Below are 26,375 nucleotides of genomic sequence, written 5' to 3'. Positions count from 1 at the left end.
AGGGAGATAATGAGTCATTCTAACAACATCAAAACAGCGGGGCATAGCCTGGAAAATGCAAAAAAAGCATTGATCATGATTCATGGCCGTGGCGGAAATGCAACAGATATCCTGAGCATGTCAGCTTATCTCAATGTAGGGGATTATGCCTTACTCGCACCGCAAGCTGAGAACTACACCTGGTATCCACATTCATTTATGGCTCCCGAACAAAGTAATGAGCCCTGGTTGAGTTCTGCTCTTGAAGTCATTGAAAATACCGTGCAGCTTGCTTTGGACAAGGGTTTACAAGCAGAAAACATCTATTTTTTTGGTTTCTCCCAGGGAGCTTGTCTGACGCTTGAATTCCTGGCGCGAAATGCCAGACGATATGGTGGCGCAGTCGCTATAATCGGCGGATTGATCGGTGAGCAAATTGATCCGGGTAAGTATATGGGAGACTTTGAGCAAACACCGATATTTATTGGCACCAGTGATCCAGATTTTCATGTGCCCCTGGAACGTGTCAACGCCAGCGTGAACATCCTCGAAGGCCAGCATGCGGACGTCAAGCTTGCTGTATATCCCAATTTTGGTCATTCGATTAATCAGGAAGAGATTACCATCGCCAACGAGTTTGTCTTTCAGTAAATGCATCCTGGCTTAAGTATCCTTATCGAAACAGGAATCAACAGGCCGCTCAATATCCGCGACATATCCCGGGTTTAAGCTGAAATAATTTTCAAAGCTTAAACCCGGGATATGCTTTAGTAACCCTGTCACGGAACGATTGATCACTCTGCTCCACTATCCCCTTTTTTCATACCTTTAGACTTTAGGGTATTTATAGCCGTTATGATAGACTGAAGCAAGGTATTTGTTTGCTTTTTCGTCATTAAACCGTTGCTTTTCATTATTCCAATAGAGCTTTTGCCCTGTTCTATAGGCGATATTTCCCAATTGCGAAAAAATAGCAATATGGGCGCCGGCTTCAAGCGGGGCATTCAACAAGGCCGGATTTTTCTTGCGGATGGCATCCACGAAGTTGGCCATATGTTTTTCTAAACCGTTGTCTACGGAAGGCTGCAGGGCGACCGCCTCCATCCTTCCCTTTTCGGGAATGACTTCCCAGCCCCCGCGATTCAGTACCAAAGTTCCGTTATTGCCAATAAATGCCACACCATGGTTGCGGTTATAAGGTCCTAAATCAATTCCTTTTGCATGCTCCCATTGAATATTAAAGTTGTCAAATTCATATACCGCGGTCATGGTATCCGGTGTTTCTCCGGCATCATCCGGAAAAGCAAATTTTCCACCGGAAGCCATTACGGATTTTGGGTCAGAAACTTTCATTCCGAGCAGGGCGTAGTCCAGCATGTGTACCCCCCAGTCCGTCATCAGACCACCAGCGTAATCCCAAAACCACCGGAAATTAAAATGAAAACGATTGATATTAAAAGGCCTTTTTGCGGCGGGACCCAACCAATCCATATAATGTACACCTGCGGGTATCGTCCCGTCCGGCTGAATCGGAATGCTATTTTTCCAGCCTAGATAAGACCAAGCTTTTACCAAACGTATTTTACCCAGTTTACCCGAATGTACAAAATCAATGGCATCCTTAAAATGCTGTTGACTCCGTTGCCACTGACCTACCTGAACAATTGCATTATTTTTTGTTGCGGCTTGCAGCATGAGCTGACATTCCCGAATGGAATTCCCAATGGGTTTTTCGACATAGGTATGCTTCCCGGCGTTCACTGCATCGATCATCTGCAGGCAATGCCAATGGTCAGGTGTACCGATGATCACAGCATCCACATCCGGACTAAGCAGCATTTTTTTATAATCCACATAGGTTGCAACCTTCATATTTCTATCCTGCAGCTCTTTCGCCCTTTTGCTTAAGATATTTTCATCTACATCACAAAGCGCTGTGCATATCACACCATCCTGCTTTAGCAAAGCATTAAGGTCAGACCAGCCCATACCATTTACCCCGATCACGCCCACCCGGATCGGCTGATCAAATAAGCTGGATGCCTGGCTTTTGAGCATAAATGTAGAGGCGGCTAAAATACTGGAAGTTCGGATAAAGTCTTTTCTATTCATCACATGTTGGTTTATTAATACGCGAAGGTTTAAGTTCCCGATGAAATTACAAAATTCAATTTAAGCCCTTACCCTAATCATTGTAAAATATATATCGACATTCAAACCTCTCCGCATTAAAGTCTCTTCGGGACAGTAGAAAAATCAGACAAAATTATGGTATCTAAAAGCCTTACGCTACTATTTTCAGGAATACAGCTGTTACAGAAAAAGCTACATACCGTTGGCATACTGACTTTCAATACGATATAAAAACAGGTCCTAATCCATTTGAAGGTTGATTAGGGCTAAATAAATAGGGAGAAAGAAAAAAAACTTTGTTATTTTAACGAAAAATAAAAGATTAATCATTTATTATCCCTACCTTGCAGGACTTAATTAAAAATAATGAATACAGGTAAAATTAAATTTTTCAATGAAACTAAAGGTTTTGGTTTTATTACACCAGAGGATGGTAGTGCAGATGTTTTCGTACACGTTTCTGCTCTTAAGAACCAAGTATCTGAAGGCGACGTTGTAACTTATGATGTAGAAAGAACTCCAAAAGGAATCAACGCTACAAACGTAAAATTGGCGTAATCCAAAAAATACACTTTCTTGTTAATGGGGTAATTCTTAATGATTTATCCCATTTCTTTTTCGTATTCTTCCCTTGTTATTTTCAATGTACTTATTCATTTCGGGTATAATTAAAGATACCTCTAATCAATTATTTGATACTATAGAATAGCTAAAGGGTCTTCGTTTAAGCTTATTTTTCCGAATCATATTTAATGGAATTCAAACAACTCAATTTAATACCTCCTCTCCTCAAGGCAATCGCGGAAACAGGATATACAACCCCCACTGCAATACAACAAAAAGCGATCCCCGTTATATTAAGCGGTCAGGATCTTATTGGATGTGCACAAACAGGCACTGGTAAAACAGCGGCATTTGCCCTGCCCTTGTTGCAGCGTCTATCCGAGAAAAATGTACACGTGCAGGGTAAGGTAATGCCCATCCGTGCCCTGATCCTCACACCAACCCGTGAATTAGCCATACAGATCGGTGAGAATATCAATTTATATCGCAAACATCTAAAACTAAATTACTGCACCATTTTCGGCGGAGTCAATCAGGACAGACAGGTCAAAGAAATAAAAAAAGGAGTGGATGTTTTAGTAGCCACACCGGGCCGTCTTTTAGACCTGATGAATCAGAAACTGGTTTTTCTCGATAAAATAGAAGTATTGATCCTCGATGAGGCTGACAATATGCTCGACATGGGATTTATCCATGACATTAAAAAAATCCTGGCGAAGGTTCCCGAGAAAAGACAGACGCTGTTTTTCTCAGCAACAATGCCGCCCAATATTCGCAAATTTGCACACGGCATCTTGCACAAGCCTGTCGAAGTGGACGTAACTCCAGTAAGTTCTACTGCTGAAAAGGTAAATCAGTCGGTATACTTTATTGAGAAAAAGGAGAAAATAAAATTGTTGACGAGTTTGCTTAAACAATTTAAGCAAGAACGTACGATTGTATTTTCACGTACAAAACATGGCGCTGATAAGATTGTCAAACTGTTGGCTAAGAATGGACTGCGCGCTGCTGCAATTCACGGCAATAAATCACAAAATGCCAGACAAAAAGCATTGGGTGAATTTAAAGAAGACCGACTGAAAATTCTGATCGCTACTGATATTGCTGCACGCGGAATAGATATTGAACAATTGCCTATGGTCATCAATTATGACCTACCCAATGTACCCGAAACCTATGTTCACCGCATTGGGCGGACAGGTAGAGCGGGTCTGGAAGGAAATGCCATTTCTTTCTGTGATGTGGAAGAAAGACCTTATTTAAGCGATATTGAAAAATTGATCGGCTTAAAGATCAAAGTGAATAAGGCAGGAAAATAACTTTCCTCGTTATTCTTACACGAAGCGCGCCGGAACAATCTTGTTTCGGCGCGCTTTGTGTAAATCCTTATTTTTTTCGGTCGGCCAGCAGTAAGGTGGATGGTGTATGGTGTAGCCAGTCCATCTTCTTGTTGACAATTTTATGCCAACACGGTAAGCTGATAAGCATCAGATCCTGTTGTGCCCACAGCTCGGCATCAAGCTCCTTCTCTTCCAATATCGTCAAATGATTGGGAACAAGCTGTTCCAGCTGCCTTAGCTTTTCCCGGAAACTCTCCTGCTTCCGCAAGATCTGGTCAAAATCCCACACCATCACCTGCGCATCCGAATGATGAATTAAGCGTTGGATGATTGCCGTTAGGAATTCATCATTTTTCAACAGGATAGGAACAATAACATGACGGGGCCGGACAAAGTTTTTGTCGATCAAAATACCAACCATCGCATTGACCTTGGCATTGATCTGCTGATTTCGGTCAAATGTAGCAAAGGGCGATTCCGCATTTGTCACGGTATGGAATAATTTCTCCGGATTGATAATACGTGATGTAAAATCCAGAAATCGTCCCAACAGGCTACCTTCGTATATGGATTCGCTCACACCCAACAACAGCAGATCCTGATGCTGTTCATTTGAGGTCTCCACAATTTCACTGTCAATGTCGCTAGAAATTTTGAAAATCGTCTGAATAGGCTGTTCCAAATTTGCTGCAGTCTCCTTTATTTCGCGGAAGCTATCCTGCTCCTGTGTTTCCACCTCGTAATGATGGAGCTCATTGGAAGGCTCGATATGCAATGCAGTAATTTCAGCCGTATTTTTGGACTTTAAAGTAAGTGCATCTGCCAGATGAAGCAGTGAAATTCCGGTATTGCTCTTGGCAAATGACAGGAGGATCTTAAATTTCGACTTATTTTGGATTTCCTGCTGTAGTAAACGTTTTCTCGGCCGATATAAGTAATTGATCAGATCCAGTGAAGGACCGGTCATAAAAGTGGTGAGCAGCGCCATGACGACCATCATGGAGAATAATTCGGCACTTAATACACCAAGGTCATAACCGATATTCAATACGATCAGTTCCATGAGTCCCCGGGTATTCATTAGCGCACCGATACTCAAGCTATCTTTCCAGCTTTGTCCCACAAAGCGGGCAGCCAACGCACTTCCGGCAAATTTTCCAATTACCGCCACCAAAATAATCACGATGGTGATGATCCATAGCTGCGGGTCATTCAATAAACCGATCTGTGTACGGAGTCCCGTGTATACGAAAAATAGCGGCAGCAACAGTAGCGTCGACACATCCTCGATTTTTTCAATAAAGGCTGTTCGAAAACGGCTGCTTTCGGGCATGATCGCACCCGCCATAAACGCACCGAATAACGCATGTATACCGATGACTTCAGTTGCGTAGGCCGAAAATAAAAGCACAATAAAAAAAATGGCGACTACAGGTTTACTCAAACCTTCACGCGTACCTTTCACCTCTCCCACCCGCATAAGGAAAGGGCGCACAATTTTTATCATCAATAAGACATAAGCAACCGCAAGGGCTATCGTGTACAAGGCACTGGCAAAATCCCCAGCCTTCACAATCGCAATGACCACCGCCAAAATGCACCAGGCTGTAATATCATCCGCCGCGGCACAGGTAATGACCATCGCACCCAGTTTACTTTTTTGAAGTCCCCGTTCCTGTACGATCCTGGCCAGGACAGGAAATGCCGTGATACTCATCGATATACCGATAAACAGACTATAGGACAAAAACTCCACATTCGCAGGTGGGTGGTATAGGTATAAAAAATAAGCCAGGGAAATTCCCAGCGTAAAGGGGATAACAATACTGGCATGGGAAATCACCACCGCATCGTGCGCTTTATTGCGCAGTACATTCAAATCCAGTTCCATACCGATAATGAACATAAATAAGATCAATCCGATCTGGCTCAAAAACTGTAGATTACTAAGCGATTCAACCGGAAATAAGGTATGTGCGAATTCAGGGAAATAAAGCCCCAATAAGGACGGGCCTAAAATAATACCAGCCAGCATTTCACCGATCACGACCGGTTGTTTGATTTTGATACATATCCATCCCATCACACGGGCGGCGATAATAATCGTCACAATCTGTGCCAGCAGTATCGCTAATGGATGTCCAAGGCTGTGCAGAAAGGTCGTTTTAAAATCCACCCAGGCCCCCTGGCTTGTTTTTTCACCGGTAAGCAGTCCCTGACTCTGCAGCTGTGTCCCCAAATGGATAACCCAGTACATCACCACAAGCAATGTGCCTATTAGGGTTACATAAAAAATCGTATTCCTGTATTTCTTCATCTTTTTCGCTTTAAATAATCGGGTGTTAATAGCAGATAAATGTCTGCCCAAAATCAACTATTCATCAATTCGAACAGACAACCACAACAAAAATAAAATTCTATACCTGTTTTAAATCTTACTGCGGGTTAGGAAGCCAAAAATTTGTAATGAACTCCGAGAATTTTGTAATCAAACAAATTTCTCGAGGAATGATTTTTTATAGGATTCGCCCAAGCTAAAAAGAATAGCCGATTCTTGCTCATCCAACAAGTTACTGGTGATGATGTCCGCCGAAAAGAATTTCACAATTTTGAGAGCGATAATTTCCTTCTTGCTGATACGGATAAAATCCTGCTCGGGTAAGATGGACAGCAACTTGTCAAAGCTGATATTTTTCAATAATATGGAGGATCCATCTGAGAGGAATACTGTCTTATCGCGGCTGTCCACCTCCGCAATTTGAATATAGTCTATCTGATTGAAATAAAGTATTGCTTTGCCCTTATTGGTATTAAATTGCGCGAAAGGAGAAATGTCTGTTTGCCGATTATTTATTACCTGCTCTACTTTTAGAATCGCCTGCTGGAGGCGCGATAAAGATATTGGCTTGCGCATATAATCTACGGCATTGATATCGAAAGCATCGCTGGCATACTGTTTATAGGCTGTCGAAAAAACAATGGGATAGTCTTCCAGTACCTTAGCGATATCAAAGCCGTTAAACTGTGGCATCTCAATATCCAGGATGCAAAAATCAAAATCTAAACTTTTGTATTCGTTGAGTAACACGCCCGGATCATTAAAGGCCCTGACAACCTCCAGTCCGGGAATTTGTTCACAGAGCATCTTCAAAAATCGTAAGCTCGGCAGTTCATCATCCAGCAAAATGCATTTCAGTACTTTTTCAATTCTCATACAACCTGATCTGAAGGTAAGCGTTATAGACATCATTTTCTACAAAACGTTTTAACTCGTGCCTATCCGGATAGTAAAGCATCAAGCGTTCTTCCAGTGTCTTGCTGCCTATTCCACCTTTGCTTTTATACAAAGGGGACCGTTTCGATATTTTATTGCTGACTGTCAATTCCAACAAACCATTGCGAAAAGTCAATACGATCGAAATAAAGGAGTCGGGATGGTGAAAATCAGCATGTTTAAACGCATTTTCAATAAGATCTACGGTCATCAGCGGAACCAGTGCAGGGCGCTCCAGTAGGGACTCGTTCAATTCATCAATATCAAATTTAACACGCATATCGAATAAGGGGCTTAACTTGACCTTATTAACCTCAATTAAATTCCGCGCAAACTCAATCTCTGCTTTTGGAGAGACAAGTTCAGCTTCACTTTCATATAATACATAGTCCAGTACCATCGCCAATTTATCCATGGTATAGTAAGTTTGATAGGCGTGGGAAAGAATACCATTGAGTGAGTTTTTCAGCAAATGCGGATTTAAACGATTACGATGAACATGATCCATCTGCTCATTATCCATGCGTTTGAAAAGTTCTCTATGTCGCAGCTCCTCCCCCCGCAGCTTGTTGTATTTCCGTATTAATAATAGATAAAAAATTAACAGGACAATGACAGCCACAAGAAGCAATACGATCATTATATTGGAAAGTTCAGTCGTCATGATTCCTTCAAACTTAACGAAAATTTCACTAGCAACGAAACGATTCCTTTAGGCAGCCGCAGGTCAGGTTGATTTTATCGGGCTGCAATGAATCGCAAAATTTAATACCGAAAAGAATACTTATTTGAGTGTAAAATTTGCAGGTATTGATTACAAAAATTAACAGTTTCATTACAATTTAGTCACTTTAAACTATTAATTTCAGATTATTCTTCTTATATTGAGAGTATTGTAATTAGCCGATCAAATGATTGTCTACGCTATTTTGGTTAAACCTGCCTGATTTATTCTAATCGGGCCTAATATGAAACACGATGGAAAAGCTCATTTTCGAAACTAATGCACAACATCCCAGTCTTGTAGACAAGATCAAACAAGCTGTAGAAAAATTAAATGGTATCCATGAATGGAAGATCGATCTGGATTCCATTTACAACCTGCTCACCATTGAGGGCATCCGGCTCAACCCAACGGAAATAGAGTCCGAACTAGCACTTCATGGTGTTGAGGCAAGTCGTCTATATGAAGAATAACCCTTGTTGATCTTCTGGCGCTTAGTCATCAACCAAACCATAGACTTCGTCCAGATCAGTTAATTACCGATATAAAATAATTCCTGATCTGGACGAGAAATTACAATCTTTTAATAATCATTCCTGAAGCCCCTCCACCACCGTTGCAAATGGCAGCGAGTCCCATTGTTCCACCCTCTTGCTGTAATATACTGGTCAATGTCACGACTATCCTTGCTCCGGAGCAACCCAATGGGTGACCGAGCGAAACTGCTCCACCATAGATATTCACCTTATTTAAAGGAATACCCAATATTTTTGCATTCGCAAGTGCAACCACAGAAAAGGCTTCATTAAATTCAAAGTAATCGATATCTTCTTTTGTCAATCCCGCTTTCTTCAGCACCTTATCCGTTACGAGGCTTGGACTGGTCGTAAACCATTCCGGTGCCTGTTCGGCATCAGCATAGGCGATGATTTCAGCCAGGGGTTGTACGCCCAATTCCTTTACTTTTTCCCCACTCATTAATAATACCGCAGCGGCGCCATCACTCAAAGTTGATGCATTCGCAGCCGTCACCGTGCCATCTTTCTTAAAAGCAGGCTTTAATTCGGGAATCTTATCGAAATTGACCTGAGAAAATTCTTCATCTCTGGAGATCGTCTGTTCGCCTTTACGGGCCTGAATGGCAATCGGACTTACTTCGTTGACAAATTTATTTTTTTGCCATGCATCCAGGCTTCGTTTGTAGGAGCTGATGGCATACTGATCCTGTTCCTCCCGCCCGATCGCATATTTCTCGGCACATAGTTCGGCAAAACTTCCCATTGCTTCATTCGAATAAGCGTCACTTAAACCGTCCCGCTGTAAACCGTCGACAAAACTTTGGCTCCCGAACTTCGCTCCCCAGCGCATGGCACTCGCATAATAAGGTACTCTGCTCATGCTTTCCATACCACCTGCAACCACCACATCGGCATCGCCCAACAGTATTGCCTGTGCGGCAAAAGCAATGGCCTTCATGCCACTTGCACATACTTTATTGACTGTCGTTGCCGGCACCCGGTCAGGTAAACCTGCGAGTCGGGCAACTTGACGGGCGGGAGCCTGTCCCAAATCGGCCTGTAGCACATTGCCGATCAGAATCTCATCGACCTGATCCCCTGAAAGACCGGCCTCATCCAAGACCGCCCGCACAGCATGAGCACCCAGGGCTGTCGTGGAAATAGATGACAAACCACCGCCGAAACTTCCGATTGGCGTACGCTTAGCCGCAACGATAAATACACTCTTTGACATGTTATTCTGTTTATAATTGTTTTCTCCTGATCATGATGGACAAGGGCATCATTCCTTTCCTAAAGATAAAAAATATAAAGCAAACAAGCGAATCCTATTTCTTTATTTTTCCGGCATAAACAGAATAAATAGAAAAAAAATCAGGCAAAAAGTTCCCTACCTAATCTATTTTACAAAAAATAAACAATAAATATTTGCAGAAAAGCCACTGCTTTTCGTTAAATTCGACTAGACATCCCATGCTTTGGGAAAGGTATTATAATGCCAAGATAAAGCAAAAGATGAATCGTTTTCAGTCGACTATCGGGTAACTGAAACCAATAACCAAAAGTAAAATAAACAATTATGCAGGCAAGCAAGCTCACAGCTGAACATCAGATTTTTCGCGAGACCATTCGGGCATTTATTCACAAGGAAATTATCCCACATATAGATCAATGGGAACAACAAGGTGAAATAGATCGAAACATCTGGAAGAAAATGGGTGACATGGGTTTCATGGGACTCAATTACCCTGAAGAGTACGGTGGTCTGGACTTAGATTTTTATTATTCGCTGATCCTATGTGAAGAACTATCCTATTGTTTTTCAGGAGGGTTTACAATATCCGCCTTAGTTATCCAGTATATGTCAGCTCCCTATTTATTAAAATATGCATCCGAGGAACTGAAAGAACGTTATCTCAAGCCAGTTATTGCCGGTGATATGGTCAGCGCCGTTGCCATCACCGAGCCGGGGGCTGGATCTGACGTCAAACAAATCAAGACGACAGCCGTTCGATCGGGCGACCATTATATTGTAAATGGTTCCAAGACCTTTATCACCAACGGTTATTATGGAGATTTTTTTATTACTGCGGTTAAAACGGCTCCGGAAAAAGGAACAAAAGGGATCAGTCTGCTGCTGATAGAAAGAAATGCTAAGGGTGTTTCGGCCAATAAGATCAACAAATTAGGCTGGCATGCCTCCGACACAGCCGAGTTGGGTTTCGATCAGGTCCAGGTTCCGGTTTCCAACCTGATTGGCGTTGAAAATGAAGGCTTCAGCTACTTAATGGCGGGTTTACAATTAGAACGTTTAACCGCCGCCATCCATAGTCTTGCAACAGCGGATTCGGCATTACAATATACCCTGAAATATATCGGTCAACGGGAGGCATTCGGTAAAAAGCTCCATGATTTTCAGGCCATCCGACACCGCATTGCGCAAATGGCTGCCGATATCGCAACCACAAAAGCATTTGTTTATCAATGTTGTGATCTTCATAACCAAGGGGAATATACCGTCCAGGACTGTTCCATAGCCAAACTCCAGGCAAGTGAACTCGCCGTTCAGGTGGTCAGCAATTGTCTGCAGTTGTTTGGAGGCTACGGATTTACCGAAGATTACAAAATCGCACGTCTGTATCGGGATGTAAGAGTGGGCACAATCATCGGTGGAACATCTGAGATTATGTTGGAAATCATTGCTAAGATGACGATTGATAAGGTAAACTATCAGCGGAACAAAACTAGCTAACATAACCATTTTCAATACAAAAAAATAAATTCAATATAATGAATTATAATACCCAGCCCTATTTTGACATACAGCATGACAATCAACATATTGTCACCATAAAACCATTCGCCGATGCCATAGCCGACGAACAAGGCATACTCGATCGTTTGCAGCAGTTCGTTGCCCTATTAACGGCCATTCTTAATGAAAAAGAGGTTCGGGGACTGATCTATACCTGTCCGTTAAATAACAAACAGACCGATTATCTTTCCCTATTCGATCAAGTGTCCAGTGGTCGATTCGATCCTGAGACCCTATTAAAAACCACCCTACAGGCACTACAATGGAAAAGCCAAAACAAACCAATTGTGTCTATTTTTGATGATGAATGCACAGGTATTGGTTTAGCAACGATGTTGTGGTCAGACTACCGTATCGCAGGTCCGGGAATTAAAATGGGTTTTCCCGAAAGTAAATTTGGGCTTTTTACCGGTTTTGGAGCGACGATATGTCTACCACAGCTTGTAGGTTCCGTCCAAGCACTGAACCTGTTGACCCAAGCCGGCCTTATACCAGGTCAAACGGCGCTTGAATCGGGTTTATTGAATGAAGTAGCAGCCGATTTTGATCTGTGCCTATTGCAAGCGAAAAACTGGATCCTTACAAATTCAAAGCAATCTGTTTCTGCTGCCTATTCAACTATGCCATCTGCGGAATTTGAAGCGGCCTGCTCCGCTATTTTAAAGAAAACAAGAGGATTATTACCCGGTAGCAATGCTGTCGTGGAACTGCTGAAAACAGCCCCGTCTTTATCATTAACTGGTTCGGTAACGGCTGAAACATCACGCTATTCTCAGGTATTAAGGGCACCGGAACCCCTTCATATGATCAGGACGCTGCATGAAGGAATTCGAAAGGCACAGCATCCCGGCCGGATAAAATCACTTGGAGATTATAAGGTCAAAAAAATAGGAATTCTGGGGGCAGGTATGATGGGATCCGGTATTGCCTATGAAGCCGCCAAAGCAGGCATTGCAGTGGTTTTAAAAGATGTGACTATCGCACAGGCCGAGCAGGGAAAAGCCTATTCGACCAAACTTTGCGACAAACGGCTTGCCCAAGGGCAGATGAGCGGCATTCAACAACAGGAACTTTTATCCAATATTCAACCCAGTGCGCAAGTTGCCGATCTTGTCGGTGCTGATTTAATTATTGAAGCGGTATTTGAAGATCTGGAGCTAAAAGCTGAAGTTACCCGACAAAGTCTGCCTTATCTCGCCGAAAATGGCTTTTTCGCTTCCAATACTACTTCGCTGCCCATTACGGCATTGGCCGATGTAACGGATCGGCCGGAGCGCTTCATTGGCATGCATTTTTTCTCTCCTGTAGACCGTATGTCCTTGGTTGAAATTATATGTGGCACACAAACCGATCATATTACATTGCAAAAGGCAATTGCAGTAACGTTGCGCCTGGGCAAAATCCCCATTGTCGTGCATGATGGACCCGGATTTTTTACCTCACGCATTTTCTTCCATTATTTACTGGAGGCAATCACGATGTTGCTGGAAGGTATTCCTGCGATTCAGATCGAAGAAGAAGCCATTCAGGCAGGATTTGCTGTTGGCCCATTGGCCGTGCTGGATGAAATTTCACTGGAACTGATGGTGCACGTGTACGATCAATTCCCCACACTCCATAACAGTCAACGACGTGCTTATGCCCACCTGAACAAAATGATTGAGAATGGCAGAAAAGGCAGAAAATCAGGCCATGGATTCTATGACTACGACCCTGCTTTTGGAACAAAAACAATCTGGCGGAATCCTGCTCTACCGACCTCCGAAGGGTCTTGGTCAGCCGATATAATACGTAAGAGACTGCTCCATGTCATGGCTTTGGATAGCTACCGCTGTCTGGAAGAAGGTATATTGGAAGAAACCATAGCTGGCGATATAGGTTCAATCCTCGGCGTGGGATATGCCGCACATACCGGGGGAGTGTTTGGCCATATCGACCTAACAACGCTCCCGATTTTTATGGAGGAGTGCCAATCGTTTCTACCATTTGGTGAACAATGGGAAATCCCACAATCGTTAAGAAAACTTGCCGATAGAAATTTTACCTTTTATACGGGTTTAGATTCAAACTGGACAGGAAAACAGTCTTTGAATTAAACGATCAGCATTTATTAAAGAACGTGGAATCAAGCAAAATGTCTATCTAAGGCTTAAGCTCTTCTATAAATAACAAGCTAAAAAACCATTGACCAGTAATAACTCAATTTTACACCAGTCAATGGTTTCTTGTTCTTATCGGGCCAGAAGATCCATCAGATCAGATACATCCAGATCAATGAATGTATCGTAATCCAAGGTCACTTCGAGCAATTGTTTTTGTTGTTTTTCGGCAAATACACGAGCAAGATTCGTCTTATACTTTTCAATCAGCTTCGGTATTCCTTCCTCCCGACGTCGTGGATGTCCAATAGGATATTCCACAACCAGCTCCGGCAATACTGTCCCATCTTTCAAGACCACCGTCAGTGCATTGGAGATCGCCCTTTTTTGTGGATCATGGTAATCTACTGTAAACTGAGGATCTTCGACACAGAAAATCTTATCCCGCAAGCTGTCAATACGTGGATCCTGCGCAATATGATTTTCATAATCCTCCGCCGTCAATCGTCCAAAAATTAGAGGTACCGCAACCATGTACTGAATACAGTGGTCGCGATCGGCCGGATTATGTAAAGGCCCTTTCTTGTCTATGATCCGAATTGCGGCTTCATGCGTACGAATGGTGACACGCTCGATATCATCGCTATTTTTCCCAAATTCTTTTAACTGCTGGTGAAGCTGCATCGCCGCTTCGGCAGCAGTCTGCGCATGAAATTCAGCAGGGAAAGAGATTTTGAACAGAATATTTTCCATTACGTAAGATCCATAATCGCGCTGGAATTTAAATGGATTCCCTTTAAATGAAACATCATAGAAGCCCCATATAGGTGCTGTTAACACAGAGGGATATCCCATTTCACCCGTTTTGGCGATTAAAGCAAGGCGTACGGCACGCGAAGTCGCGTCGCCGGCAGCCCATGATTTACGGCTCCCTGTATTGGGCGCATGACGATAAGTACGCAGGGCCTGCCCGTCGACAAAGGCAAGTGATATGGCATTGAGCAACTCTTCCCTACTGAGCCCCAAGAGCTTACCGACAACAGCTGTAGAAGCGACTTTCACTAAAATAACGTGATCCAATCCCACTTTATTGAATGAGTTTTCAAGCGCCAGGACCCCCTGAATTTCATGCGCCATAATCATGGCTTCGAGCACCTGTTTCGTCTTTAGGGATTTCCCTCCTTTGGCGATCTGCGTTCGGCTCAACCAGTCTGCAGTCGCCAGAATACCGCCAAGATTATCTGATGGATGCCCCCATTCCGCCGCTAGCCAAGTATCGTTAAAATCCAGCCAGCGAACTAAGGTGCCGATATTGAATGCAGCCTGTATGGGATCCAACTGATAATTCGTTCCGGGTACTTTCGCACCGTTAGGAACAATCGTCCCCGGGACAACCGGACCAAGTAATTTGGTGCAAGCGGGATAGGTCAGCGCTTCCAACCCACAACCTATGGTATCCAGGAAACAATAAAAAGCTGTATTCCATGCCGTTTTACTTTCTATCTTGTAATTTAGTACATAATCCACTATCGCCACCAGGACCTGATCGGGCTGTGGTCGCTCATTTAATATTGTTGAACTCATTATTTTTTTCTTATAAAAGCTATCTTTATTTTCAATTTATTTATTTCAGAAACTGCCCGTACCCATCAAACGAAAAAACACCAAAATATCCTTTCATCAGGGCTCCAAGCCGTTTCTTCCAATTTCGTTCACGCTATTATACATACCATACCGGTTTATCGTTCTGAAATTGGCACAAACGGCCGATCATCGGGACCGATATAATTTGCGCTCGGCCGGATGATTTTGCCATCTTGCCGTTGTTCAAAAACATGTGCGGACCAGCCTGTGATACGTGAAAGCACAAACAAAGGGGTAAACATCTCAGTAGGTATTCCCATCAGGTGATAGGAAACGGCCGAGTACCAGTCCAAATTAGGGAACATCCGTTTTTCTTCCCACATTACTTTCTCCAGCCGTTCGGCAATCAGGTACAATGTCATATCACCGGCCTCCTCGGATAATTCCTTGGCGACCTGCTTGATAACCTGATTTCTTGGATCTGAAATGGTATAGACAGAATGTCCAAAACCAATTATAACTTCTTTATTTTCCAGTCTTTTCCGGATATCGGCTTCGGCTTCATCAGCATTCGCATAACGGCTCTGGATCTCAAAAGCAACTTCATTTGCACCGCCATGTTTTGGTCCCCGTAGAGCCCCGATTGCACCGGCAATACAGGAGTACATATCGGATCCCGTCCCCGCAATTACCCGTGCAGCAAAGGTAGAGGCATTAAATTCATGTTCAGCATATAAGTTAAGCGAGATTTGCATGGCCCGCACCCAGGAATCGGATGGTGCCTTCCCATGTAGCAGATGCAAAAAGTGCCCCCCAAGGGTTGGGTCATCGGTTTCCACCCGAATTTCACGTCCATTTTGACTAAAGTGGTACCAATAAAGCAAAGCCGAAGCCATGGATGCCATCAAACGATTGGCAATGTCCCTGGCTCCTGCCAAAGCGTGATTTTCCTTTTCCGGATTTACACTTCCAAAAAAAGAAACATAGGTGCGCAGCACGTCCATGGCATGTGCTGTAGAAGGCAACTGTTTCAATACCTGTTGTACTGTAATCGGCAGACCGCGCTGACTAAGTAACTGGCCTTGATAAGTCGTTAACTGCGCCTGTGTAGGAAGATTTCCGTAAATCAGCAGGTAAGCAACTTCTTCAAAGCTGGCCTGATGGGCTAAATCCAGGATATCATATCCCCGATAATGGAGGTCATTACCACTTTTCCCCACGGTGCTCAGCGCTGTATTTCCAGCCGGAACACCCGAAAGTGCGACGCTTTTTTTGGGTTTAAAACCCGTATCATTTGGTGTCTCTTTCATCGCCATAAATTATTTATGTATAAGTTAGCGTGTATTTAAATAACAAAATATACTCATGCATCCGGTTAGAGATGGTAATTACTTCGCGTTGAACAATTGATCCAGGCGGTTCTCGTAAGCATAGTAGTCGATACTGCGATACAATTCATCGCGAGTCTGCATACGGTCTACAACTGCTGCCTGACCACCGTCTTTCCGAATATGCCTGTACACATCAGTCGCCGCTTTGTTTGCTGCACGGAATGCAGATAAAGGGTAAAGCACGATGGACACATCCGCATGACGAAGCTCGTCAAGGTTAAACAATGGTGTCTGTCCGAATTCGGTAATGTTAGCGAGTATAGGTAATCCGGTTGCGCGACTGAACTGCATATATTGATCCAAGTTATGCACGGCTTCCGCGAAGATAAAATCCGCCCCGGCTTCTTTGTAGGCCAGGGCTCTTTCCAAGGCCATTTCCAAACCCTCAGAAGCCAAAGCATCGGTACGCGCACCAATGACAAAATGTAGATCAGTACGCGCATCGACAGCAGCTTTTAACCGGTCTACCATTTCATCTTTTGACACCAGCTCCTTTCCCGGGCGGTGGCCACAGCGTTTGGCCCCCACTTGATCTTCCATATGGACCGCTGCAGCCCCGGCTTTAATCAGGCTCTTTATCGTCCTTGCGACATTAAAAGCTGAAGGACCAAAGCCCGTGTCGATATCCACCATCAAAGGAAGCTTGCATACATTAGTAATGCGGTCCACGTCAATTAATACATCCTGAAGTGTTGTAATACCCAAATCTGGCACACCCAGCGAACCCGCAGCGACACCGCCTCCAGAGAGGTAGATAGCTTTAAAGCCTGCTTGCTCAGCCAAAAGTGCGTGATTCGCATTGATGGTTCCGACGACTTGTAAGGGGTTTTCATGCTTGATTGCTTCTCTAAAAAGGAAGCCTGGAGAATCTATCATATCATTGAAATTTGAAATTCCACAACTCATTAGTCCGACAGGATAAAACCCTGTTAGGGGCATGATGAGCAGTATTTAAGTTTATTTAGTTTGAACAACAAATAATTCGATCGTTCATCCTAAAGATACTAATTATCACGGCATTTCAACAAATTATTTTCTACATTTCAAGTCTTTAGCCGAAGAAAATACGGTTTCATCCGGAAGCATTCACAATCGTGCGCGCAGCTCTCCCCTTAAAAACAAGTCGGTAGCTACCGCCATAAATAACATGAGCCCGGTGTTTGGCCGGACTCATAAGATCAGCGTCGTTGTTTAAACGATGCTGTTCACCTCATTAATAAGCACAGAACATGGTATCGACAGCTTATAGGCGACAAAAAAGTCATATTCAACGCCCAACGGCATCCTAATCCGGTCATAACTCTTTAAATTTCAGACCGGAGAAAATACGTTTCGAATCCCCTCGACGGACATCAATCTGATTTTTCCAGGACTGATTTTTCCCTGCATTTTTCTGCAACCGTTCCAGCTCCAGCAAGCGTTCTTCCAAACGCAAAACGGCAATTTCTTTATTTTGCAATTGGGAACGGGTATCCATCACCTGTACCATCATTCCTGTCGGGAGGTGAGTCGCGCGAACTGCTGAACTCACCTTGTTTACATGCTGTCCACCTGCGCCACTGCTGCGCATCGCCTGAAATTGCACATCCTTCAAGTTCATTTTCGCAACAGGCTGTACCGGATACCAGTTCTTGACCTCCAAAAACCAATTCTTACGTCTGTGGTTAGGTCGAAAGGGACTTGGACAGATCCAACAAATTGTTCCTATCCAGCGATCAATAAATACCGAAATTGCCTCACCTGCCAGCTTTAACACCAATGAACAGGGAAGCCCATCGATCTCCTCGGCTTCCACCGTCTCCATCTTTAAGCCATATTGCTTTGCTTCTGACCGCATCCTTTCCAACACCAGCTTTACAGCAAGATTACATTCCCTGGGCCCTCGCCCCGAAGTCAATAAAATATACTTTTCCATGCGCTCCTATTTATCCATGCGAACAATCTTGGGACGAAATGTTCCAAGTACATTAACCAACTCCTGCTGCAGGCTCATCACCCGGTGAATATCCTTATAAGCATGTGGAGCTTCATCCAATGCGCCTCCGATGAGTTCCACATCATGTTTCTCCAGTTCCTTGAGCATGGCACTTTTGGTGAAGCTACTTTTGCAGGCTGCCCGCGACATCATGCGTCCGGCTCCATGCGATGCCGATTGCAGGCTCAACGGATTGCCCCGCCCCTCAACGATAAATCCGGGTGCAGTCATGGACCCTGGGATAATCCCCAGCACCCCCTGTCCGGCAGGTGTCGCCCCTTTGCGGTGAACAATACATTCTTTTCCATCCATCATTTCCTTCCAGGCAAAGTTATGGTGGTTGTCGATGGTTAAAACGGGACGTTCCCCCAAAGCCTTAGCCAAACGCCTGTGGATATCCTCATGACAGGCCCGCGCATAATCACCCGCTAAATTCATCGCTAACCAGTACTCCTGACCTTCTTGGCTGTCCAGGTCCAGCCACGCCAGATGTTGCACATGACGCGGTAAAGGACACTGCTTTGCGGCTAGGTCAGTATACTGTTTCGCAATATTTGCGCCCAATCCCCGCGATCCACTATGCGACAATATCGCCAGATAAGCACCGGGGGCCAGCCCCCAGCCCGGGCGGACAGCATGCAGCTCAACCACGCCAAATTCGACAAAGTGATTACCACCACCTGAGGTCCCGAGTTGCTTGTACGCTTTATCCAACAATGATTTCAGCAGAGGGATATCGTTAAATTCGGATCGGCTAAAAATCGCATGATCCTGTTTATCGCGATGCGTATCATACATACCGAATTTGGTGTTTTCTTTCAGCATATTTCGCAACTGGAATTCTCTTCCTCTAAAATAACTTGCCGGTAGATCAAAGATAGACAAGCTCATCCGACAGCCGATATCCACACCGACCCCGTAAGGTATCACGGCATTATCTGTTGCCAGCACCCCGCCGATCGGCAGGCCATAGCCCATATGTGCGTCTGGCATCAATGCTCCCCGATATGCTATGGGTAACTTCAATGCTTCATACAATTGCTTTTTGGCTTGCTCATCAATTTCATTTTCACCAAAAATGGTAAAGGGAGCCATCTGCTTATTTAGTTGCCGCATACGGGCTTCAACCGGCTGAATCAAACCTTCAGCGAGCTTCGCCCAGATTGGATGCGCCCTAAATTTTTCAGGTACCTCCAACACAGTTTTTACTTCCAAAAGGATATTTTCCTTCTTTTCTCCTTTTCGGTAGCGTGTTATTAGCCCTAAGGCTACTTGTATTATATTATGCTGTGGAAAACCGATTTTAATAAGGTCTTTCCCCGATAATTTACTTCCCATATTTTTTAAAATAATTTAATATGCTAACTTATCCCGCTCAGGGATAAGCAATTTAAAATATCCGGGTTTTCTTTTCTTGAATAAACAGTCTGCCGACAGCGGGATCATCACATTTTATAGCATGACCAAAATGACATACAAAAACAGGCCGGTTAACCTATATGGGCCGACACAGAAATCGACCGATAAAAAACAGACCCCGCATAGCCCGGCTAAATAGAAAATTGAAGGAAATAAAAAACCCGAATGATCTTCGGGCTTTTTTCAAATCGTAAAGGATACGTTATAAGTGAAGAAAAGCACGAAGAATGCTTCCAGCAAATCCATTTGCCGTAAAAGCGTCTTTTGATTTTATCTTAGCGACCAACATAGTTCTTCGTCTTTTAAATTGTTTAAAATTAATATCAGCGGCAAAGGTAAGTAAGTTAAATTCAATTTTCCAAATTTTGAAGAAACTTTATTTTGAATTAAAAGGCAGCGGATCTTTTAGAAAGAAGGTATAATCGAGTTCCTGTCCAGCTCTTTCTATCTTAAAGCGGATCTCTTTGCCTTCCTCTGATTTGAAAAGTGTATGGATCGCTTCCAAGGTATAAGAAGACGCCGAACGACCATTGATTTTCAACACTTTATCATCTGGCTTTAAACCGACAATTGCCGCTGGGGAATCTGTTCGAACTGTAGCGATTTTATACATGTTTTTCAGCACAAATCGGTACTGTACCCGATTGTCCATGCGAATCTCAGTTCCACCATCTTTTTTTAAATAGACAGGTACCTCCTCCTTCTCATATTTAATGCCGTCATGGATGATTTCCAGACCGCTCATGTTTAAATAATAGAATTTATCAAAATTTCTATTTTTAACCAGATACACTACATTATTGGGGTAGTCAAAAATCACTTTAAATCGGCGCAGAAGTTCGTTTCCAACAGAGCCGATTCGTTCATTGACAAAAGTCGCATGCTGCGTTGAACTCAATTCCGGATAAGCCACCAGCGGATAATGCATCGTAAAAGGCCCCAGCTCCAACGATTTGATCCGATTTCTTTTCCCATAAATTTCACCATTAAATCCTTGCCCGATATAATCGCCAATAAAAGGAGGTTTAATCGAAAAATTATTTAATTTGGAAGGGATAAGCATCAACGCATCGCTATTGCCCATATCAATCAATACGCGACCTTCGATGTCTGCAGAATCCTGATTAAAAGCGATCGAAATATAGGGTCTGCTGTTTAAAATATCTAGCGGGATGCGCTGCATTTTGGCCAGCCCCTTGGGATACTCTTCCTTCTGGTAGATGATAACCCGATGTTTCAAAAAATCCATTTCAACAACGTGATCGCTAAAAAAACGGCTCCCCATAATACCATTTATTTCAACGCCTATCCGGGTAGAAATATCGATATGTGCATTTTTAAGAATATAGATGGGTTGATCCGTATCTTCATACACACCGGCGATATTCACATTATTATTTACGGACAGATAGCCATCCAACCCCTCGTCCCTCCCCAGTCCCTGAAATTTATTGACAAAAACAGCGCTATCTATAGATTTAAGTGTTTCCCCAAAGATCATCGTCTCTTTGACTCCTGTATCCAATAAAAAGTTCATGGCATAGCCGTTAACCTGTACGGGAATAATAATGAGGTTATGGACAAATAAAAACGGAATTTTAGCCTTCTTTTTTTCTTTCAGAACAAAACGGTCCTGTCCCCATGCAAAAACAGAACAGAGTAATGCTAAAGATAAAAATGCTGCTTTCATCTAAGTTTAAATTTGGTATTTCCAATTTAAACAAGAATTCCCATAATAAAAAGGCTTATACAAAAAAACTGTGTCAAATTCTACAGCACCGAAGATGAAAAAAATATGACTCGTATGTTGCCCATTTGGCATCTTTATCCAATGAAACCATTACGAAAGAGTCGGCTACAAACTTAGGGGGTAAAATCGGCCAACTTTTCGGCAAGACATAACTTTTTATTGCCGATTTTGACACCTTATGGCCAAAATCAGACGAAAATCAAGGTCTAAATGCCATTAAAGGGGCATTTTAACGGTAAGCAAACACTTACCGTTGCTAAGGAGAGATGAACAAAACGTCCTTAGCATTTGTTCATCTCTCCCTAGCAATTGGTCAAACCTCCTTGACATTTGATCAATCGTCCTTAGCATTTGTTCATCTCTCCTCAGCATTTGGCCAAACCTCCTTGACATTTGACCAAACGTCCTCAGCATTGGTCCAATCTTCCCTAGCATTTGGCCAAACCTCCTTGGCATTTGATCAAACGTCCTCAACATTGGTCCAATCTTCCCTAGCATTGAACCAAACGTCCTCAGCATCGGATCAATCCTCCTCAGCATTTGGTCAAACGTCCTCAACATTTGGTCATCTCTCCTCAGCATTTAACTAAACGTCCTTAAGGATAAGCCGCGGCTGATCTCATTTAAACAAATAATAAGCATATATCGGTTGATATTCATCTCAAAAAGATCGACGCGAGCATACGAAGGTTTCAAATAAATTAACGGATGAAGCTAAGTGTCTGGTGATGAAACAATGAAGCCTAACCTTGTTGCGTGGTTAAAAGCTTTCAGGTCTACAAATTTTTCAGCTTGTTAACTAAATCATCCGTGTCAAGGAGTGGTTCTTTGTTCCCGAAGGGGCATTTTACTTAAAAAGGGCCTTACCATGTGTAATGTTAAGACCCTTTCAGTACCCGGAGCCGGAGTCGAACCGGCACGGTTTCCCACTGGTGTTTGAGACCAGCGCGTCTACCAATTCCGCCATCCGGGCATATCCGTTTGGGATGATGCAAAATTAGTTTTTTTATTGAAAAAGAGAAAACTTTTTAAGCAAATTTCCCACCGAAATCAATAGTCTACTGAAATACAGTCAAATAATTTTTCGTTAATTACTCAAAAAGCTCGCCTTAACCGTTATATTCGCTGTTTTCTTCCGCGAAGTTGTATTAAAAGCACCTCCAGAAGAGTATTCTTCGTTATCATTTTGACCCGTTATCTGGAAAATTCCAAGATCAGCCTTTACCAGACTACCTAATCCCGCATTCGATTCTTTGGCAATATTATCCGCACGCTGATGGGCATTTTTTGAAGCTTGGGAAATAAGTTCCAGCTTTAGATCTTCCAGCTTTGAGTAATAATAGTTCGGAGTGCTTGAGCTCAGCTCTATTCCTTTTGAAATCAAGGTCGATATTTCTCTGGAAGCATTGTCCACCTTATTCAGGTCTTTGGATTCCACACTCACGGTTTGTGACAATGTATAACCAGAAAAGGTATTATACCCATTGCCCTTCCCATCGGTATGGTATTCAAAGTCTTTGGCGATATTTACGGCTTCAAAACGAATCTCACCTACCTTGATCCCCTGCTGCACTAAAAAATCGCGTACCAGGTCACGGTCGGTTGCCAATTGGGCCGAGGCAGCACTTAATTCGAAATTCTTCCTGCTAAATGTGGCGTTCCATTTTACCAAATCCGATTCAAAGTCCTTCTTCGCATTGCCATTTACCGTAATCGTCTGTGTTGATTTAAATTTATATCGATAAGCATTGCCCAATATCCATGCGGTCAGCAACACAACGACGCCCACAATGACAGAAACAATAATAGATGATGATTTCATAACCAGTTTTTTATGTTTACGTAACAATGAATATACCAAAAAATCGTCGATTTTTTATTTTTTATAGATAAATTGCGACAAAAGAATTTAAACATGAATAAGAAAAATATCTGTATACCATTCTGTTTTCTTGCTACTTTAGCTGTCCATGCACAAAAGAAACCGTTGGATCATACGGTATATGATAGCTGGCAAAGCGTATCATCTCCCTATATCAGTAAATCCGGCAAATTTGTCCTCTTTCAGGTTGCTCCGCAAGAAGGCGATAGCCATCTCTATTTGAAAACGAAAGAAAACAAAGCCTTAGTCCAGATTCCGCGAGGCTACAATGGGAAACTGACCGATACAGAAAATCATTTGATCAGTCTCATCAAAGCGCCTTTTACTGCAACACGCGAGGCTAAAATCAAAAAGAAAAAATCCGAGGATTTTCCCAAAGATTCCCTGGCAATCTATAATTTAACCAGTTCCTCCCTTGTCAAATTTGGATCAGTCAAGTCCTTTAAGATTGCGGAACAAAACAACAATTTTGTTTCCTTCCTTTTTGACAAACAGGCGAACGAAAAACCAGATTCTTCCAAAAATCCGGCAGATTCTACTCAAAATAAAAAAAATACCACCGATAAAAAGAAGAAAACAGTAGCGACACTAGCGTTATATGACCTCAATTCCGGCGATTCAGTCCAATTCTCTTTGGTAGATCAATATGAATGGAACAAAAACGGAACAAAACTCGTCTTTTCAAAAAAAACGGATGCGAAAGACAGCTTATCTAAAGAGTCTGGTGTTTACCTGTATGATATAGCTACTAAAAATCTGAAGAAAATATCAACGGGCAAAGGTGAATACAAAAGTTTCAGTTTTGATGAATCGGGTAATCAATTGGCTTATTTGGGAGATCTCTCCAAGGAAAAGGCGCTGCTCAAAAATTATAATCTGTATTATTATACCAATGGTATAGATACAGCACAGTACCTGGCAACGAAAAATAGCACCGGCATTCCCAAAAATTGGGCTGTCAGTGGCGATGGGAATATCCGCTTCAGCAAAAATGGCGAAAAACTTTTCTTCGGCATTGCCCCGATACCGCGTGTCAAAGACACCACATTAGTCGACTTTGAACATGCTAAAGTCGATGTATGGGGCTGGCAGGATGACTACTTACAGCCTATGCAATTGGTTAACCTCAAAAAAGACCTTTCCAAAAATTTTTTAGCGGTCACCTATCCCAAGAACAATCGTACTGTTATTCCGCTAACGGATGAAACCTTCAATGCAACAACGCTTACACCGGATGGAAATGCAGAATATGTTTTGGCACGTACAGATTTTGGCAAGCGGATCGAAAGTCAGTGGAAAGGAGGCACAAAAGAGGATATCTACCTGGTTTCCACACGAAATGGTCAACGTGAGCTTATTCTTTCTAACTTTTCGGGAAATGCTACCTTAAGTCCAGATGCAAAATATGTCGTTTATTTTGACGAAGAAAAAGGAACCTGGAATTCGTACCAGATCAGTTCGAAGAAAAAGACCGTATTAAATGAAGGCATTCCAGCATCTTTTGCAGATGAGGAGAACGACATGCCTACACCGGCACAAGGCTATGGCATGGCTGCCTGGAGCCCTGATTATAAAGGGATCTATGTCAACTCACGCTACGACATCTGGTATTTTACACTTGACGGGGGCAATAAATCCATACTCACCAACGGTTATGGCGCCGCTTCCCAAACAACATTACGTTATCTGCCGCTGCGACGTGAAGAAGACCGCGATCAGCCATTGACATTGGATTATAAAAAAGGTGGATTCCTGACATCATTCGACAACAAAACAAAGGAATCTGGTTTTTATCAGTTTAAAGGTCAGCACAACGACCCAAAAAGCCTTTTTGTTGAACCAAAGGCATTTAAAAATATAAATGCCTCCGCTGACCAACAAACCGTTCTTTACACAAAAGAAGATTATGTCAGTTCACCGAATATCTATATCAATAGTATTAAGTTCAAAGACGAATTGCAGCTGTCGGATATCAATAAGCAACAGGCAAACTACAATTGGGGTACGGCCGAACTCGTGCATTGGACCACACCGGCAGGTCATCAGGCTGAAGGTATTCTTTACAAACCGGAGAATTTTAATCCAGCAAAGAAATATCCGATCATTGCTTATTTCTATGAGAAGCTTTCAGACGGTCTCTATACCTACCAACCACCGGCCCCTACTCCTTCGCGGCTAAATATCCCTTACTTTGTGAGCAACGAATATTTGGTATTTGCGCCGAATATCAGCTACGAAACCGGACATCCGGGAAAATCAGCGGAGGAATATATCAATTCGGGCATGCGCTATTTAGCGCAGAACTCTTGGGTCGATAGCACCAAAATGGGCATTCAGGGACAAAGCTGGGGCGGCTATCAGGTCGCACATCTGATTACGCGTACCAATATGTATGCTGCAGCATGGACCGGAGCTCCGGTTGTCAATATGACTTCCGCCTACGGAGGAATACGTTGGCAGTCGGGTATGTCACGTCAATTCCAATATGAGCATACACAGAGCCGTATCGGAAAAACCCTTTGGGAAGCACCTGAACTGTACTTGGAGAATTCGCCGCTGTTCCATTTAAACAAGGTAAACACACCTGTCGTTATTATGGCCAACGACAACGACGGAGCCGTGCCCTGGTACCAAGGCATCGAAATGTTTACCGCATTGCGTAGACTAAATAAACCAGTCTGGATGTTGAACTATAATGGCGATGAACATAATTTAATTCAACGACAAAACAGAAAAGACATACAGATCCGCGAACAGCAGTTCTTCGATCATTACCTAAAAGGGGCTCCAGCGCCAAACTGGCTAAAGAAAGGAGTACCTGCCACCTTAAAAGGAATCGACTGGGGACTGGATTACAACTAAAAATACACAAAATAGGTCGATTTGTTTGAATCGACCTATTTTTTTTAACCAAAAACTATCCACAAA

General features: G+C 43.0%; 20 protein-coding genes and 1 tRNA gene. 8 read left to right on the top strand and 13 right to left on the bottom strand.

Translation table 11 applies throughout. The features are described 5' to 3' along the window. Positions 1 to 9 precede the first annotated feature (9 nt). On the top strand, positions 10 to 630 hold the full coding sequence (locus G6053_RS11030) for a dienelactone hydrolase family protein (protein ID WP_165306440.1): 621 nt from the start codon (positions 10 to 12) through the stop codon (positions 628 to 630). 177 nt (positions 631 to 807) lie between these two features. Here the strand turns inward: G6053_RS11030 and G6053_RS11025 are convergent, their stop codons facing one another. Next, entirely contained in the window at positions 808 to 2,091 is a 1,284-nt protein-coding gene (locus G6053_RS11025) for a Gfo/Idh/MocA family oxidoreductase (protein ID WP_165306439.1), read from the bottom strand. Between the two features lie 387 nt (positions 2,092 to 2,478). Here G6053_RS11025 and G6053_RS11020 point away from each other — a divergent pair, with 387 nt between their 5' ends. Together G6053_RS11020 and G6053_RS11015 are read left to right on the top strand one after the other, a co-directional pair. Beyond that, complete coding sequence (locus G6053_RS11020) at positions 2,479 to 2,670, top strand: cold shock domain-containing protein (RefSeq protein ID WP_077434921.1); 192 nt, start codon at positions 2,479 to 2,481, stop codon at positions 2,668 to 2,670. Positions 2,671 to 2,864: 194 nt separating this feature from the next. Further along, positions 2,865 to 3,995: a DEAD/DEAH box helicase gene (locus G6053_RS11015; protein ID WP_108632052.1), complete on the top strand. Its 1,131-nt coding sequence runs from the start codon at positions 2,865 to 2,867 to the stop codon at positions 3,993 to 3,995. Positions 3,996 to 4,062: 67 nt separating this feature from the next. Here G6053_RS11015 and G6053_RS11010 read toward each other — a convergent pair whose 3' ends face one another. The 3 genes from G6053_RS11010 to G6053_RS11000 all read right to left on the bottom strand — a co-directional run bounded on the left by G6053_RS11010 (position 4,063) and on the right by G6053_RS11000 (position 7,954). Next, positions 4,063 to 6,333 (bottom strand): cation:proton antiporter, encoded by a 2,271-nt coding sequence (locus tag G6053_RS11010; protein WP_165306438.1) that lies wholly within the window; start codon positions 6,331 to 6,333, stop codon positions 4,063 to 4,065. 171 nt (positions 6,334 to 6,504) lie between these two features. Further along, positions 6,505 to 7,230 carry a response regulator transcription factor gene (locus G6053_RS11005; protein WP_206531923.1) on the bottom strand — a complete coding sequence of 242 codons (726 nt, stop codon included), beginning with the start codon at positions 7,228 to 7,230 and terminating at the stop codon, positions 6,505 to 6,507. Next, positions 7,220 to 7,954, bottom strand: coding sequence for a histidine kinase (locus G6053_RS11000; RefSeq protein ID WP_206531922.1), 735 nt, complete (start codon positions 7,952 to 7,954; stop codon positions 7,220 to 7,222). Before G6053_RS11000 ends, G6053_RS11005 begins: the two co-directional genes overlap by 11 nt. A 314-nt stretch (positions 7,955 to 8,268) precedes the next feature. Here G6053_RS11000 and G6053_RS10995 point away from each other — a divergent pair, with 314 nt between their 5' ends. Next, complete coding sequence (locus G6053_RS10995) at positions 8,269 to 8,487, top strand: hypothetical protein (protein ID WP_046672939.1); 219 nt, start codon at positions 8,269 to 8,271, stop codon at positions 8,485 to 8,487. Between the two features lie 100 nt (positions 8,488 to 8,587). On the opposite strand, the gene G6053_RS10990 is transcribed toward G6053_RS10995, so the two are convergent. Further along, positions 8,588 to 9,766, bottom strand: coding sequence for a thiolase family protein (locus tag G6053_RS10990; protein ID WP_165306437.1), 1,179 nt, complete (start codon positions 9,764 to 9,766; stop codon positions 8,588 to 8,590). A 345-nt stretch (positions 9,767 to 10,111) separates the two neighbouring features. Between G6053_RS10990 and G6053_RS10985 the strand changes: the two genes are divergently transcribed. After that, positions 10,112 to 11,284, top strand: a complete 1,173-nt coding sequence (locus G6053_RS10985) for an acyl-CoA dehydrogenase family protein (RefSeq protein WP_165306436.1) — start codon at positions 10,112 to 10,114, stop codon at positions 11,282 to 11,284. A gap of 38 nt (positions 11,285 to 11,322) precedes the next feature. Then, positions 11,323 to 13,443 carry a 3-hydroxyacyl-CoA dehydrogenase NAD-binding domain-containing protein gene (locus G6053_RS10980; protein WP_165306435.1) on the top strand — a complete coding sequence of 707 codons (2,121 nt, stop codon included), beginning with the start codon at positions 11,323 to 11,325 and terminating at the stop codon, positions 13,441 to 13,443. Between the two features lie 135 nt (positions 13,444 to 13,578). Here G6053_RS10980 and G6053_RS10975 read toward each other — a convergent pair whose 3' ends face one another. The 6 genes from G6053_RS10975 to G6053_RS10950 form a co-directional block, all read right to left on the bottom strand. Further along, positions 13,579 to 15,030 carry a bifunctional 2-methylcitrate dehydratase/aconitate hydratase gene (locus tag G6053_RS10975; RefSeq protein ID WP_121121857.1) on the bottom strand — a complete coding sequence of 484 codons (1,452 nt, stop codon included), beginning with the start codon at positions 15,028 to 15,030 and terminating at the stop codon, positions 13,579 to 13,581. 155 nt (positions 15,031 to 15,185) lie between these two features. Beyond that, entirely contained in the window at positions 15,186 to 16,340 is a 1,155-nt protein-coding gene (gene prpC / locus G6053_RS10970) for a 2-methylcitrate synthase (RefSeq protein WP_165306434.1), read from the bottom strand. A 78-nt stretch (positions 16,341 to 16,418) separates the two neighbouring features. Next, positions 16,419 to 17,297 carry a methylisocitrate lyase gene (gene prpB / locus G6053_RS10965; protein ID WP_121122127.1) on the bottom strand — a complete coding sequence of 293 codons (879 nt, stop codon included), beginning with the start codon at positions 17,295 to 17,297 and terminating at the stop codon, positions 16,419 to 16,421. A gap of 418 nt (positions 17,298 to 17,715) precedes the next feature. After that, a complete protein-coding gene (gene prfH / locus G6053_RS10960) occupies positions 17,716 to 18,336 on the bottom strand; it encodes a peptide chain release factor H (protein ID WP_165306433.1) in 621 nt (206 codons plus the stop codon). A 6-nt stretch (positions 18,337 to 18,342) separates the two neighbouring features. Next, positions 18,343 to 19,734: an RtcB family protein gene (locus tag G6053_RS10955; protein WP_165306432.1), complete on the bottom strand. Its 1,392-nt coding sequence runs from the start codon at positions 19,732 to 19,734 to the stop codon at positions 18,343 to 18,345. A gap of 457 nt (positions 19,735 to 20,191) precedes the next feature. After that, on the bottom strand, positions 20,192 to 21,505 hold the full coding sequence (locus G6053_RS10950) for a PDZ domain-containing protein (RefSeq protein ID WP_165306431.1): 1,314 nt from the start codon (positions 21,503 to 21,505) through the stop codon (positions 20,192 to 20,194). A 326-nt stretch (positions 21,506 to 21,831) separates the two neighbouring features. On the opposite strand from G6053_RS10950, the gene G6053_RS10945 reads away from it, so the two are divergent. Continuing rightward, positions 21,832 to 22,155, top strand: coding sequence for a hypothetical protein (locus G6053_RS10945; protein ID WP_165306430.1), 324 nt, complete (start codon positions 21,832 to 21,834; stop codon positions 22,153 to 22,155). Positions 22,156 to 22,458: 303 nt separating this feature from the next. On the opposite strand, the gene G6053_RS10940 is transcribed toward G6053_RS10945, so the two are convergent. Both G6053_RS10940 and G6053_RS10935 read right to left on the bottom strand, forming a co-directional pair. Then, a tRNA-Leu gene (locus tag G6053_RS10940) sits at positions 22,459 to 22,538 on the bottom strand. Between the two features lie 114 nt (positions 22,539 to 22,652). After that, positions 22,653 to 23,387 carry an SIMPL domain-containing protein gene (locus tag G6053_RS10935; RefSeq protein WP_108632063.1) on the bottom strand — a complete coding sequence of 245 codons (735 nt, stop codon included), beginning with the start codon at positions 23,385 to 23,387 and terminating at the stop codon, positions 22,653 to 22,655. Positions 23,388 to 23,480: 93 nt separating this feature from the next. Here G6053_RS10935 and G6053_RS10930 point away from each other — a divergent pair, with 93 nt between their 5' ends. Next, positions 23,481 to 26,309: a prolyl oligopeptidase family serine peptidase gene (locus G6053_RS10930; RefSeq protein WP_165306429.1), complete on the top strand. Its 2,829-nt coding sequence runs from the start codon at positions 23,481 to 23,483 to the stop codon at positions 26,307 to 26,309. Positions 26,310 to 26,375: the final 66 nt, after the last annotated feature.

The organism is Sphingobacterium sp. DR205 (assembly GCF_011064245.1).
GTDB lineage: Bacteria > Bacteroidota > Bacteroidia > Sphingobacteriales > Sphingobacteriaceae > Sphingobacterium > Sphingobacterium athyrii.
This window is presented reverse-complemented; position numbering and strand designations above follow the sequence as displayed.

Bases quoted from the DNA above. Each gene is read 5' to 3' on its own strand.
- G6053_RS11030 (WP_165306440.1), top strand. From the start codon at position 10: ATGAGTCATTCTAACAACATCAAAACAGCGGGGCATAGCCTGGAAAAT.
- G6053_RS11025 (WP_165306439.1), bottom strand. From the start codon at position 2,091: ATGAATAGAAAAGACTTTATCCGAACTTCCAGTATTTTAGCCGCCTCT.
- G6053_RS11020 (WP_077434921.1), top strand. From the start codon at position 2,479: ATGAATACAGGTAAAATTAAATTTTTCAATGAAACTAAAGGTTTTGGT.
- G6053_RS11015 (WP_108632052.1), top strand. From the start codon at position 2,865: ATGGAATTCAAACAACTCAATTTAATACCTCCTCTCCTCAAGGCAATC.
- G6053_RS11010 (WP_165306438.1), bottom strand. From the start codon at position 6,333: ATGAAGAAATACAGGAATACGATTTTTTATGTAACCCTAATAGGCACA.
- G6053_RS11005 (WP_206531923.1), bottom strand. From the start codon at position 7,230: ATGAGAATTGAAAAAGTACTGAAATGCATTTTGCTGGATGATGAACTG.
- G6053_RS11000 (WP_206531922.1), bottom strand. From the start codon at position 7,954: ATGACGACTGAACTTTCCAATATAATGATCGTATTGCTTCTTGTGGCT.
- G6053_RS10995 (WP_046672939.1), top strand. From the start codon at position 8,269: ATGGAAAAGCTCATTTTCGAAACTAATGCACAACATCCCAGTCTTGTA.
- G6053_RS10990 (WP_165306437.1), bottom strand. From the start codon at position 9,766: ATGTCAAAGAGTGTATTTATCGTTGCGGCTAAGCGTACGCCAATCGGA.
- G6053_RS10985 (WP_165306436.1), top strand. From the start codon at position 10,112: ATGCAGGCAAGCAAGCTCACAGCTGAACATCAGATTTTTCGCGAGACC.
- G6053_RS10980 (WP_165306435.1), top strand. From the start codon at position 11,323: ATGAATTATAATACCCAGCCCTATTTTGACATACAGCATGACAATCAA.
- G6053_RS10975 (WP_121121857.1), bottom strand. From the start codon at position 15,030: ATGAGTTCAACAATATTAAATGAGCGACCACAGCCCGATCAGGTCCTG.
- prpC (WP_165306434.1), bottom strand. From the start codon at position 16,340: ATGAAAGAGACACCAAATGATACGGGTTTTAAACCCAAAAAAAGCGTC.
- prpB (WP_121122127.1), bottom strand. From the start codon at position 17,297: ATGATAGATTCTCCAGGCTTCCTTTTTAGAGAAGCAATCAAGCATGAA.
- prfH (WP_165306433.1), bottom strand. From the start codon at position 18,336: ATGGAAAAGTATATTTTATTGACTTCGGGGCGAGGGCCCAGGGAATGT.
- G6053_RS10955 (WP_165306432.1), bottom strand. From the start codon at position 19,734: ATGGGAAGTAAATTATCGGGGAAAGACCTTATTAAAATCGGTTTTCCA.
- G6053_RS10950 (WP_165306431.1), bottom strand. From the start codon at position 21,505: ATGAAAGCAGCATTTTTATCTTTAGCATTACTCTGTTCTGTTTTTGCA.
- G6053_RS10945 (WP_165306430.1), top strand. From the start codon at position 21,832: ATGAACAAAACGTCCTTAGCATTTGTTCATCTCTCCCTAGCAATTGGT.
- G6053_RS10935 (WP_108632063.1), bottom strand. From the start codon at position 23,387: ATGAAATCATCATCTATTATTGTTTCTGTCATTGTGGGCGTCGTTGTG.
- G6053_RS10930 (WP_165306429.1), top strand. From the start codon at position 23,481: ATGAATAAGAAAAATATCTGTATACCATTCTGTTTTCTTGCTACTTTA.